Annotated in this window: 12 protein-coding genes; 11 read left to right on the top strand and 1 reads right to left on the bottom strand. The window is 60.2% G+C overall.

What is annotated here, in order from left to right:
* Window positions 1-17: 17 nt before the first annotated feature.
* Window positions 18-800, bottom strand: a complete 783-nt coding sequence (gene map / locus J7E36_RS02415; RefSeq protein ID WP_214999518.1) for a type I methionyl aminopeptidase — start codon at window positions 798-800, stop codon at window positions 18-20.
* 332 nt (window positions 801-1132) lie between these two features.
* On the opposite strand from map, the gene rpsB reads away from it, so the two are divergent.
* From rpsB to lpxD, 11 genes are all read left to right on the top strand, one after another.
* The gene (rpsB, locus tag J7E36_RS02410) at window positions 1133-1870 is read left to right on the top strand and encodes a 30S ribosomal protein S2 (RefSeq protein WP_214999516.1); all 738 of its coding nucleotides are present in this window, start codon (window positions 1133-1135) and stop codon (window positions 1868-1870) included.
* A gap of 193 nt (window positions 1871-2063) precedes the next feature.
* Window positions 2064-2930, top strand: coding sequence for a translation elongation factor Ts (gene tsf / locus J7E36_RS02405; RefSeq protein WP_214999514.1), 867 nt, complete (start codon window positions 2064-2066; stop codon window positions 2928-2930).
* Between the two features lie 212 nt (window positions 2931-3142).
* Entirely contained in the window at window positions 3143-3886 is a 744-nt protein-coding gene (gene pyrH, locus J7E36_RS02400; RefSeq protein WP_003172271.1) for a UMP kinase, read from the top strand.
* A complete protein-coding gene (gene frr, locus J7E36_RS02395) occupies window positions 3883-4440 on the top strand; it encodes a ribosome recycling factor (RefSeq protein ID WP_214999512.1) in 558 nt (185 codons plus the stop codon). The genes pyrH and frr overlap by 4 nt, the downstream gene beginning before the upstream one ends.
* Window positions 4441-4453: 13 nt before the next feature.
* Window positions 4454-5209 (top strand): polyprenyl diphosphate synthase, encoded by a 756-nt coding sequence (uppS, locus tag J7E36_RS02390; RefSeq protein ID WP_214999510.1) that lies wholly within the window; start codon window positions 4454-4456, stop codon window positions 5207-5209.
* Complete coding sequence (locus J7E36_RS02385; RefSeq protein ID WP_214999508.1) at window positions 5209-6015, top strand: phosphatidate cytidylyltransferase; 807 nt, start codon at window positions 5209-5211, stop codon at window positions 6013-6015. The genes uppS and J7E36_RS02385 overlap by 1 nt, the downstream gene beginning before the upstream one ends.
* Entirely contained in the window at window positions 6012-7202 is a 1191-nt protein-coding gene (gene ispC / locus J7E36_RS02380) for a 1-deoxy-D-xylulose-5-phosphate reductoisomerase (RefSeq protein WP_214999506.1), read from the top strand. Before J7E36_RS02385 ends, ispC begins: the two co-directional genes overlap by 4 nt.
* Before the next feature lie 52 nt (window positions 7203-7254).
* Window positions 7255-8607 (top strand): sigma E protease regulator RseP, encoded by a 1353-nt coding sequence (gene rseP, locus J7E36_RS02375; protein WP_214999504.1) that lies wholly within the window; start codon window positions 7255-7257, stop codon window positions 8605-8607.
* A 74-nt stretch (window positions 8608-8681) separates the two neighbouring features.
* Entirely contained in the window at window positions 8682-11057 is a 2376-nt protein-coding gene (gene bamA, locus J7E36_RS02370; RefSeq protein WP_214999502.1) for an outer membrane protein assembly factor BamA, read from the top strand.
* 45 nt (window positions 11058-11102) lie between these two features.
* The gene (locus J7E36_RS02365) at window positions 11103-11606 is read left to right on the top strand and encodes an OmpH family outer membrane protein (RefSeq protein ID WP_003184901.1); all 504 of its coding nucleotides are present in this window, start codon (window positions 11103-11105) and stop codon (window positions 11604-11606) included.
* 3 nt (window positions 11607-11609) lie between these two features.
* Window positions 11610-12665 carry a UDP-3-O-(3-hydroxymyristoyl)glucosamine N-acyltransferase gene (lpxD, locus tag J7E36_RS02360; RefSeq protein ID WP_214999500.1) on the top strand — a complete coding sequence of 352 codons (1056 nt, stop codon included), beginning with the start codon at window positions 11610-11612 and terminating at the stop codon, window positions 12663-12665.
* Window positions 12666-12677: the final 12 nt, after the last annotated feature.

Here is a 12677-nt window from a genome sequence, read left to right as displayed (position 1 = left end):
TATAGGCTGGTTTCGGATCAGGCGGAAACGCGTGGGATGGTGTCATCGCTGCGCAGGGTGAAGATCTCATAGCCGGTCTCGGTCACCAGCAAGGTGTGCTCCCACTGGGCCGACAGCTTGCGGTCCTTGGTGATGGCAGTCCAGCCGTCACCCAGCACCTTGGTGTCGGCGCGCCCCTGGTTGATCATCGGCTCGATGGTGAAGGTCATGCCTGCCTGAAGCTCCATGCCGGTACCGGCCCGGCCGTAGTGCAGGATCTGAGGCTCTTCGTGGAACACCTTGCCGATGCCGTGGCCGCAGAATTCGCGCACCACCGAGAAGCCGTTCTTCTGGGCGTGCTTCTGGATCACTTCGCCGATGTCCCCGAGGCGGCAGCCCGGTTTCACCAGTTCAATGGCCATGTACATGCATTCCTGGGTGACTTTCGACAGGCGCTGGGCCCACTCCGGCACATTGCCGACATGGAACATGCGGCTGGTGTCGCCGTGGTAGCCGTCCTTGATGACGGTGACGTCGATGTTCAGGGTGTCGCCATCCTTCAACGGTTTTTCATTGGGGATGCCGTGGCAGACCACGTGGTTGATCGACGTGCAGATCGACTTCGGGAAACCCTTGTAATTGAGCGGCGCCGGGATGGCCTTCTGCTCGTTGACGATGAAGTCGTGGCAGATGCGGTCCAGCTCATCGGTGGTCACGCCCGGCTTGACGTAGTCGGCGATCATTTCCAGTACATCGGCGGCGAGTTTTCCGGCGACACGCATTTTGGCGATGTCCTCGGGCGTCTTGAGGGTAACGGTCATACAGGCTCTCTCTGCGCCCGACGGCGCTGTCCAAAACGAAATGGGCGGCGGATGATGTTCCGGGCGGCCCTGAAAGAGGCGATTCTAACAGACGATCGGGGCAAATCCGCGTCCGGGTTTATGTCCGGTTGAGGTGTTTTATCTGCTCGGCAGAATCCGTGTTCCGTTTTCGCCCTTGCTGTGGTATAAAATGCGCCGCTTTCCGGGGATGACCCCGTAAGCTTAAATCCACACACGTGTCGACACGATGACCTGGGTGCCTTTGGCTTCTATAGCCGCTGGTTGGTCATTGGGATACGTGGAGGCCAAACCCGACTTATCAAGGAACTATCATGTCCCAAGTCAACATGCGCGATATGCTGAAGGCCGGTGTGCACTTCGGTCACCAGACCCGTTACTGGAACCCGAAAATGGGCAAGTACATTTTCGGCGCGCGCAACAAGATCCACATCATCAACCTTGAAAAAACCCTGCCGATGTTCAACGAAGCACTGACCTTCGTAGAGCGCCTGGCCCAGGGCAAAAACAAGATTCTGTTCGTCGGCACCAAGCGTTCCGCTGGCAAGATCGTTGCTGAAGAAGCAGCCCGTTGCGGTTCGCCGTACGTCGATCACCGCTGGTTGGGCGGCATGCTGACCAACTTCAAGACCATCCGCGCTTCCATCAAGCGTCTGCGTGATCTTGAAGTCCAGGCCGAAGACGGCACTTTCGCCAAGCTGACCAAGAAAGAAGCGCTGATGCGCACTCGCGATCTTGAGAAGCTGGACCGCTCCCTGGGTGGTATCAAGGACATGGGCGGTCTGCCTGACGCACTGTTCGTGATCGACGTTGATCACGAGCGCATCGCGATCACCGAAGCCAACAAGCTGGGCATCCCGGTCATCGGCGTTGTCGATACCAACAGCAGCCCGGAAGGCGTTGACTACATCATCCCAGGCAACGATGACGCCATCCGCGCCATCCAGCTGTACATGGGTTCGATGGCTGACGCTGTTATCCGTGGTCGCAACAATGTAAATGGCGGCACCGAAGTCTTCGCTGAAGAAGCTCCGGTAGCAGCCGCTGAGTAATCGACGCCCTGGCGTTGACTCAGTAAGCAAAAAGGGGGCTTGGCCCCCTTTTTGCCACCTCGAAAACCAATTGTCGCCAGCGCAGCTACCTGTTTGTAACGTGTCGCGGCCTATAACGATGGTTTTCCAGGAAGAATTGATCGCCCGTTCGATCGGGTGGAATGGTTGAAAACCTATCCAAGAGGATTTTGAAATGGCAGAGATTACTGCAGCGTTGGTCAAAGAACTGCGCGAGCGTACCGGCGAAGGCATGATGGACTGCAAGAAAGCCTTGACCAAGGCTGGCGGCGACATCGAGAAAGCCATTGATGACATGCGTGCTTCGGGCGCCATCAAGGCCGCCAAGAAAGCCGGCAACGTTGCCGCTGAAGGCGCCATCGCCATCAAGGACGACGGCAAAGCCGCCGTTCTGCTGGAAGTCAACTCCCAGACCGACTTCCTGGCTCTGCAAGACGACTTCAAGGCATTCGTTGCTGCCAGCGTCGAAAAGGCATTCGCTGACAAACTGACCGACGCAGCTCCGCTGATCGCGGCTCAGGAAGAAGCGCGCCTGGTCCTCGTCGGCAAGACCGGCGAAAACGTCAACATCCGTCGCCTGGTTCGCGTTGAAGGTGACGTGGTCGGTACTTACCTGCACGGTAACAAGATCGGCGTGGCTGTTGTCCTCAAGGGCGGCGACACCGAGCTGGCGAAAGACATCGCCATGCACGTAGCCGCGACCAACCCTGAGTTCCTGCTGCCTTCGGACGTTTCGGCCGACGCGATCGAGCGCGAAAAAGGCGTTTTCCTGCAGTTGAACGAAGAGAAGCTCAAGGGTAAGCCTGCAGACATCGCCGAGAAGATGGTGGCTGGCCGTATCTCCAAGTTCCTGGCTGAAGCCAGCCTGGTTGAGCAGGCGTTCGTCAAGAACCCTGAAGTCAAGGTCGGTGACCTGGCGAAGAAAGCCGGTGCTGAAATCGTTTCCTTCACCTACTTCAAGGTAGGCGATGGTATCGAGAAGCCGGTCGACAACTTCGCTGAAGAAGTTGCCGCCCAGGTAGCTGCTGCCAGCAAGCAATAAGACAGGTTTTTACAACTGTCGCCCAGAAGAGGCTGCCCGCTCACGCGCGCAGCCTCTTTTTGGATGAGGATGCCGATTTCTATTGGTTTCCTGTCGGAACTGGCTTACAAAGCCGTGTTCCGATGGCGCTGTCTCAGCGTCACTTAGAGTGAGTGCAGGCTGCAAACAGTTTGCCGAGAATTTTCGTAAATACGCCGCAGGAGAGATTCGCAATGGCTCAGCAGGGCAGTGGTTATCAGGCTCGCTATAAACGCATTCTACTCAAGCTTAGCGGCGAGGCCCTGATGGGCTCGGAAGAGTTCGGGATCGATCCGAAGGTGCTGGATCGCATGGCCCTGGAAGTCGGTCAGTTGGTCGGCATCGGCGTTCAGGTCGGCCTGGTCATCGGCGGTGGCAACCTGTTCCGTGGCGCTGCGCTGAGCGCGGCCGGCATGGACCGGGTCACGGGCGACCACATGGGCATGCTGGCTACTGTGATGAACGCCCTGGCTATGCGCGACGCCCTGGAGCGTGCCAATATCTCGGCCATCGTGATGTCGGCCATTTCCATGGTGGGCGTGACCGACCATTACGACCGCCGCAAAGCCATGCGTCACCTCAATGCCAAGGAAGTGGTGATTTTTGCCGCTGGTACCGGTAATCCGTTCTTCACCACGGATTCGGCGGCCTGCCTGCGAGCGATCGAAATCGATGCCGATGTCGTGCTCAAGGCAACCAAGGTCGATGGTGTCTACACCGCCGACCCGTTCAAAGACCCGCATGCCGAGAAGTTCGATCATCTGACCTACGATGAAGTGCTGGATCGCAAGCTGGGTGTAATGGATCTGACGGCCATCTGTCTGTGCCGCGACCACAAGATGCCGTTGCGCGTCTTTAACATGAACAAGCCCGGCGCCCTGCTGAATATCGTACACGGCGGCGCGGAAGGGACTCTGATCGAGGAAGGCCAACAATGATCAACGAAATCAAGAAAGACGCCCAAGCGCGTATGCAGAAATCCCTGGAGTCTCTGAGCCATGCGTTTGGCCAGATTCGTACTGGCAAGGCACACCCGAGCATCCTGGGCAGTGTGATGGTGCCTTACTATGGTACCGACACGCCCATCAGCAGCGTCGCCAACGTCACCGTCAAGGACTCGCGGACCCTGCAGGTCGTGGCCTTTGAGCGCAACATGCTCGCGGCGGTCGACAAGGCGATCCAGAGCGCCGGCCTGAACCTCAACCCGACCAACCTGGGCGAGTTGCTGCTGATCTCCATGCCTGCCCTGACCGAAGAAACCCGCAAGGGCTTCACCAAGCAGGCGCGTGCCGCCGCCGAGGACGCTCGCGTTGCCGTGCGCAACATTCGTCGCGATGCCTTGGGCGAGCTGAAGAAGCTGGTCAAGGATAAGGAAATCAGCGAAGACGAAGAGCGTCGTGCAGCGGCCGATATCCAGAAACTGACCGACAAGGCAGAAGCTGATATCGATGCGGCCACCAAGCAAAAAGAAGCGGACCTGATGGCCGTATAAGGGTCTCGTTTTCATGGAAAAGACCAAGCAGGCCTTGCCGTTCGCGGTGCCCCGCCACGTGGCGATCATCATGGACGGCAATAACCGTTGGGCCAAGAAACGCTTCATGCCTGGCGTAGCCGGGCATAAGGCTGGGGTCGATGCGGTTCGCGCGGTCATCGAGGTGTGTGCCGAGGCCGGCGTCGAGGTGTTGACCCTGTTCGCGTTCTCCAGCGAGAACTGGCAGCGCCCGGCCGATGAAGTCAGTGCCTTGATGGATCTGTTCCTCAAGGCCCTGCGCCGCGAGGCCAGGCGCCTCAACGAGAACAAGATCAGCCTGCGCATCATCGGTGATCGCTCGCGCTTTCATCCGGAGTTGCAGGCCGCGATGCGCGAAGCCGAAACCGCGACGGCGGGTGCTGATCGGTTTGTCCTGCAGATTGCCGCCAACTACGGCGGCCAGTGGGACATCGCCCAGGCTGCCCAGCGGCTGGCGCGGGAAGTCCAGGCCGGCCACTTGCGGCCGGAAGACATCACCCCCGAACTGCTGCAGACTTGCCTCGCTACCGGCGAGCTGCCGTTGCCGGACCTGTGTATCCGTACCGGTGGCGAGCACCGCATCAGCAACTTTCTGCTCTGGCAGTTGGCGTATGCCGAGTTGTACTTCTCCGACCTGTTCTGGCCGGACTTCAAACACGAAGCCATGCGCACTGCACTGGCCGATTTCGCTTCCCGTCAGCGTCGCTTCGGTAAAACGAGCGAGCAGATCGAAGCTGGAGCCCGGGTTTAATGCTTAAACAACGAATCATCACTGCCCTGATCCTGTTGCCTATCGCCTTGGGTGGGTTTTTTCTGCTCGAGGGTGCGAATTTTGCCCTGTTCATCGGGCTGGTCGTGACGCTTGGGGCTTGGGAATGGGCGCGGCTGGCAGGTTTCCCTGCGCAGTCGGCGCGCGTGGCCTACGCCGTGGCCGTGGCCGTCATGCTGTTCATCATGTACGTGGTGCCTGGCCTTGCGCCGTGGGTGCTGGGTGCGGCGGTGCTGTGGTGGGCGACGGCAACGTTCCTGGTATTGACCTATCCACGGACCTCGCATCACTGGGCCAACACGGCCACCAAGCTGATGATCGGCCTGTTGATCCTCCTGCCGGCCTGGCAAGGGCTGATCTGGATCAAGCAAGGTGCGCTGGGCAACTGGCAGATCATGGCCGTGATGGTGCTGGTCTGGGGCGCCGACGTGGGTGCCTATTTCTCCGGTCGGGCCTTTGGCAAGCGCAAGCTGGCGCCGAAAGTCAGCCCAGGCAAGAGCTGGGAGGGCGTCTATGGCGGCCTGGCCTTGAGCCTGGTGATCACGACCGTGGTCGGCTTCGTTCGCGACTGGACCGTCGCGCAACTGCTGATGGGACTATTTGGCGCCTCCCTCATTGTCTTTGTGTCGGTGGTCGGCGACCTGACTGAAAGCATGTTCAAGCGTCAATCCGGGATCAAGGACAGCAGCAACCTGCTACCCGGTCACGGCGGCGTGTTGGACCGCATCGACAGCCTGACCGCCGCGATCCCGATCTTCGCCGTGCTGCTGTGGATGGCCGCTTCGTGAGCCGTCCCCAGCAGATTACCGTCCTGGGGGCGACCGGTTCGATCGGCCTCAGTACGCTGGATGTCATCGGTCGACACCCGGAGCGCTACCAGGCCTTTGCCCTCAGCGGCTTTACCCGTCTGAGTGAGTTGTTGGCCCTGTGCATTCGCCACGCGCCGCAGTTTGCCGTGGTGCCCGAGACGGGTGCCGCGCGCGCGTTGCAGGATGACCTGCGGGCGGCCGGCTTGTCCACGCGGGTGTTGGTGGGAGAGGCGGGTCTATGCCAGGTGGCTTGCGACCCGGAAGTCGACGCGGTGATGGCGGCGATCGTCGGCGCGGCGGGCTTGCGGCCGACGCTGGCAGCGGTGGAGGCCGGCAAGAAGATCCTGCTGGCCAATAAAGAAGCGCTGGTGATGTCTGGCGCGCTGTTCATGCAGGCGGTGCGCAAAAGCGGCTCGGTGCTGCTGCCCATCGACAGCGAACACAATGCGATTTTCCAATGCATGCCGCGGGATTTTTCCCGAGGCCTGGGGGCGGTGGGGGTTCGGCGGATTCTGCTGACAGCTTCTGGTGGCCCTTTCCGGCAGACGCCGCTGGAAGAATTGGTGCATGTTTCACCTGAGCAGGCCTGCGCTCATCCGAACTGGTCCATGGGGCGCAAGATTTCCGTGGACTCGGCGAGCATGATGAACAAGGGACTGGAACTGATCGAAGCCTGCTGGCTGTTCGACGCCAAACCTTCCCAGGTCGAAGTGGTCATTCATCCACAGAGCGTGATTCACTCCCTGGTGGACTATGTAGACGGCTCGGTGTTGGCCCAGTTGGGCAACCCGGACATGCGCACCCCGATCGCCCATGCACTGGCCTGGCCGGAGCGGATCGATTCGGGCGTGGCGCCGCTGGACCTGTTCGCCATCGCCCGCCTGGATTTCCAGGCGCCTGACGAACAGCGCTTCCCCTGCCTGCGCCTGGCGCGACAGGCGGCCGAGGCGGGCGACAGTGCCCCGGCCATGCTGAACGCGGCCAATGAAGTGGCGGTTGCGGCGTTTCTCGATGGACGTGTCCGTTACCTGGAGATCGCGAGTATCATCGAAGAAGTCTTGAATCTCGAAGCGGTGGTTTCGCTCGATGATCTCGACGCAGTATTCACGGCGGATGCCAGGGCCCGTGACTTGGCGGGCCAATGGCTCAGACGCCACGGGCGTTGAAGCTGCGCTACGTTAACCAGGCTTGCCCTGGGCAGGATTGCGGAGAAAACAGATGAGCGCGCTCTATATGATTGTCGGCACCCTGGTTGCGCTAGGGGTGTTGGTCACCTTTCACGAATTCGGTCATTTCTGGGTCGCGCGTCGCTGTGGCGTCAAGGTCCTGCGTTTTTCCGTGGGCTTTGGCATGCCCTTGCTGCGCTGGCACGACAAGCGGGGCACCGAGTTCGTGGTAGCAGCCATCCCGTTGGGCGGCTACGTGAAAATGCTCGATGAGCGCGAAGGCGAAGTTCCCGCCGATCAGCTCGATCAATCCTTCAACCGCAAGACCGTCCGTCAGCGCATCGCCATCGTAGCGGCGGGGCCGATCGCCAACTTTCTGCTGGCGATGGTTTTTTTCTGGGTCCTGGCCATGCTCGGCAGCGAGCAGGTGCGCCCCGTCATCGGGGCCGTGGAAGCCGGCAGTGTGGCCGCTCGGGCCGGTTTGAGCGCCGGGCAGGAAATCGTTGCGATCGACGGTGAGCCGACGTCGGGCTGGGCCGCGGTCAACCTGCAACTGGTGCGGCGCCTGGGCGAGAGCGGTTCGTTGCAAGTGCAGGTACGCGAGCAGGGCTCCACGGTGGACTCGCCCCGGGAACTGCTGCTGGATAACTGGCTCAAGGGCGCCGACGAGCCGGATCCGATTCGCTCGCTGGGTATCCGCCCATGGCGCCCTGCGTTGCCACCGGTACTCGCCGAGCTTGATCCGAAAGGCCCGGCCCAGGCCGCCGGCCTGAAGACCGGCGACCGGTTGCTGGCACTCGATGGCCAGCCGGTCAGCGACTGGCAGCAGGTGGTCGATTCGGTTCGTGTACGTCCCGATACCAAAATTGTGCTGCGCATCGAGCGCGACGGTGCTCCAATCGACGTCCCGGTCACCTTGGCCGCCCGTGGCGAGAGCAAGGCGCCGACCGGCTACCTGGGGGCTGGCGTCAAGGCAGTCGAGTGGCCGCCGGAAATGATCCGCGAAGTCAGTTTCGGTCCGGTGGCGGCGATTGGCGAGGGTGCGCGGCGCACCTGGACCATGAGTGTCCTGACCCTCGACTCACTGAAGAAAATGTTGTTCGGCGAGCTCTCGGTAAAAAACTTGAGTGGACCGATAACCATTGCTAAAGTGGCGGGCGCTTCTGCCCAGTCGGGCGTTGCTGATTTCCTGAATTTCCTTGCTTATCTGAGCATTAGCCTGGGGGTTCTGAATTTGCTGCCCATTCCGGTACTGGATGGGGGGCATCTGCTGTTTTATCTGATCGAGTGGGCGCGTGGTCGTCCCTTGTCGGATCGGGTGCAAGGTTGGGGGATACAGATCGGTATCAGTTTGGTGGTCGGGGTCATGCTGCTTGCCCTCGTCAACGATCTGGGTCGTTTGTAACGCTTCGCCGAATTGCGAATCTGCCGCATTTTGCGGCAGTTTGTTTATTGCCAGTTGGAATAAGAAAGGACTTCATGAAACGTCTGCTGCTAACTGCGGTTCTCACCGTACTGATGATCGCCGAAGTTCACGCCGAGTCCTTCACTATCTCTGATATTCGCGTCAACGGCCTCCAGCGGGTCTCCGCGGGTAGCGTCTTTGGTGCCTTGCCGTTGAACGTCGGCGAGCAGGCGGATGATCGGCGCCTGGTGGAATCCACGCGTGCGCTGTTCAAGACCGGCTTCTTTCAGGATATCCAACTGGGCCGTGACGGCAACGTCCTGGTCATCACGGTCGTTGAGCGCCCGTCGGTCGCCAGCATCGAGATCGAAGGCAACAAGGCGATCTCCACTGAAGACCTGATGAAGGGGCTCAAGCAATCCGGCCTGGCCGAAGGCGAGATCTTCCAGCGTGCCACCCTCGAAGGTGTGCGTAACGAACTGCAACGCCAGTACGTTGCCCAGGGCCGCTACTCGGCCACCGTCGACACCGAAGTGGTGCCGCAGCCGCGCAACCGCGTCGGCCTGAAGGTCAACATTAACGAAGGCACCGTGGCGGCCATCCAGCACATCAACGTGGTGGGCAACACGGTTTTCCCGGATGAAGACCTGATCGACCTGTTCGAGCTCAAGACCACCAACTGGCTGTCGTTCTTCAAGAACGACGACAAGTACGCCCGTGAAAAACTCTCCGGTGACCTGGAGCGCCTACGTTCCTATTACCTGGACCGCGGCTACATCAACATGGACATCGCTTCGACCCAGGTGTCCATCACCCCGGACAAGAAGCACGTCTACATCACCGTCAACGTCAACGAAGGCGAGAAATACACCGTTCGTGACGTCAAGCTCAGCGGTGACCTGAAGGTACCTGAAGACCAGGTCAAGTCGTTGTTGCTGGTGCAGAAGGGCCAGGTGTTCTCGCGCAAGCTGATGACCACCACGTCCGAGCTGATCACCCGTCGCCTGGGTAACGAGGGCTACACCTTCGCCAACGTCAACGGCGTGCCGCAACCGCATGACGAAGACCACACCGTCGACATCACCTTCGCCGTGGACCCGGGCAAGCGTGCCTACGTCAACCGCATCAACTTCCGTGGCAACACCAAGTCCGAGGACGAAGTGCTGCGCCGTGAAATGCGCCAGATGGAAGGTGGCTGGGCCTCGACCTACCTGATCGACCAGTCCAAGACCCGCCTGGAGCGCCTGGGCTTCTTCAAGGAGGTCAACGTCGAGACACCGGCCGTGCCGGGCGTCGATGACCAGGTCGATGTGAACTACAGCGTCGAAGAGCAGGCTTCCGGCTCGATCACCGCCAGCGTCGGCTTCGCCCAGAGCGCCGGCCTGATCCTCGGCGGTTCGATCACCCAGAACAACTTCCTGGGTACCGGTAACAAGGTCAGCATCGGCCTGACCCGCAGTGAGTACCAGACCCGCTACAACTTCGGTTACGTAGACCCCTACTGGACCGCTGATGGCGTGAGCCTGGGCTACAACGCCTTCTACCGCACCACCGACTACAAAGAGCTCGATGCTGACATCTCCAGTTATGCCGTGGACAGCTACGGTGTGGGCGCCAACATCGGCTACCCGATCAGCGAGACCTCGCGCCTGACCTTCGGACTTACTGCCCAGCAGGACAAGATCAACACTGGCAAGTACACCGTTGACGAGATCTTCGACTTCGTCAAAAAAGAAGGCGACAGCTACCTGAACTTCAAGGCGTCTGCCGGTTGGTCCGAATCGACCCTGAACAAGGGCGTCCTGGCGACCCGTGGTCATTCCCAGAGCCTGGTGCTGGAAACCACTACGCCTGGCAGCGACCTGTCGTTCTTCAAGCTCGACTACCGCGGCCAGCTGTTCCAGCCGTTGACCGATAACTACACGATGCGCCTGCACACCGAGCTCGGCTATGGTGATGGCTACGGTTCGACCGACGGCCTGCCGTTCTATGAGAACTACTATGCAGGTGGTTTCAACTCGGTGCGTGGCTTCAAGGACAGTACCCTTGGCCCGCGCAGTACGCCGAGCAAGGGTACCAATCCGGGTACGGTTGAGGACCCGGACCAAGACCCACTGCCGTTCGGTGGCAACGTATTGATTCAAGGCGGCGTCGAGGTCCTGTTCCCGATGCCATTCGTGAAGGATCAACGTTCCCTGCGTACTTCGGTATTCTGGGACGTGGGTAACGTATTCGACTCCAAGTGCAGTGACACCACCAACGCGAATGGTACCAAGTCCAATACCCAGTGCAACGACATCAGCCTGAGCAACATGGCCAGTTCCGTCGGCGTGGGCGTGACCTGGGTCACTGCGCTGGGTCCTTTGAGCTTCGCGTTGGCAATGCCGATCAAGAAACCGGATGACGCTGAAACCCAAGTGTTCCAATTCTCCCTCGGCCAGACGTTCTAAGCGTCTGACCCAAGACAACGACAATGGATTTTGTAGGAGTACATCGTGCGTAAGTTGACTCAATTGGTTCTCCTGGCGACCGTACTGGTTGCAGGCCCGGCGTTCGCCGACATGAAGATTGCCGTGCTGAACTATCAGATGGCTTTGCTGGAGTCCGACGCGGCGAAGAAATACGCCGTGGATGCCGAGAAAAAATTCGGCCCGCAACTGACCAAGCTCAAAGGCCTGGAAAGCAGCGCCAAGGGTATTCAGGACCGTCTGGTTGCCGGTGGTGACAAGATGGCCCAGGGTGAGCGCGAGCGCCTGGAGCTTGAATTCAAGCAAAAAGCCCGTGACTTCCAGTTCCAGTCCAAGGAACTGAACGAAGCCAAGGCCGTGGCCGACCGTGAAATGCTCAAGCAGCTCAAGCCGAAACTCGACAGTGCCGTGGAAGAAGTCATCAAGAAAGGTGGTTTTGACCTGGTGTTCGAGCGTGGTGCAGTGATCGATGTCAAGCCACAGTACGACATCACGCGCCAGGTGATCGAGCGCATGAATCAGCTGAAGTAATCCATGACAGCGACTATCAAGCTCGGCCAGCTGGCCGAGTTCCTCGGCGCCACCCTGCGTGGCGACCCGGAGAAGGCAATCACTGGGCTAGCCACTTTGCAAGAGGCTGGCCCAGCTCAGTTGAGCTTCCTGGCAAATCCCCAGTACCGCAAGTACCTGGCCGACAGCCGGGCCGCCGCGCTGTTGCTCAAGGCGGCTGACGCCGAAGGGTTTGCCGGCGCCGCCCTGATCGTGCCCGATCCGTACCTGGCGTATGCGCGCATTTCCCACCTGTTCGATCCCAAGCCCAAAGCGACCGCAGGTGTTCATCCCAGCGCGGTGATCGCCGCGGATGCGGTGGTTGACCCCACGGCCTGCATCGGTCCTTTCGTGGTGGTCGAAAGCGCCGCGCGAATCGGTGCCGGTGTCACCCTGGGCGCCCATTGCTTCATTGGTGCGCGCAGCGAAGTTGGCGAAGGCGGCTGGCTGGCTCCGCGCGTCACCCTGTACCACGACGTGCGCATCGGCAAGCGCGTGGTGATTCAGTCCGGCGCAGTGCTGGGCGGTGAAGGGTTCGGCTTTGCCAACGAAAAGGGTGTCTGGCAAAAGATTGCCCAGATCGGTGGCGTCACCATTGGCGACGACGTCGAGATCGGCGTCAACACCGCGATTGACCGTGGCGCCTTGGCTGACACCGTCATCGGCAACGGCGTCAAGCTCGACAACCAGATCCAGATCGCCCACAACGTCCAGGTCGGTGACCATACCGCCATGGCAGCCTGCGTGGGCATCTCCGGCAGCACCAAAATCGGCAAGCATTGCATGCTCGCCGGTGGCGTGGGACTGGTGGGGCATATCGATATCTGTGACAACGTGTTCCTGACCGGGATGACCATGGTGACCCACTCGATTACCGAGCCGGGAGCCTATTCTTCCGGTACGGCGATGCAGCCGGCGGCCGAATGGCGCAAGAGCGCGGCCCGTATCCGTCAGCTCGACGACATCGCGCGACGTCTGCGACAGGTGGAAAAGCGTGTAGGGGACGTGACCCCTGGCGGTAATGCTTCATCAGATGGCTGATACCATTTCCAT

It is taken from the genome of Pseudomonas fluorescens (assembly GCF_018614775.1).
In the GTDB taxonomy this organism is placed as follows: Bacteria; Pseudomonadota; Gammaproteobacteria; order Pseudomonadales; family Pseudomonadaceae; genus Aquipseudomonas; species Aquipseudomonas fluorescens_BY.
This window is presented reverse-complemented; position numbering and strand designations above follow the sequence as displayed.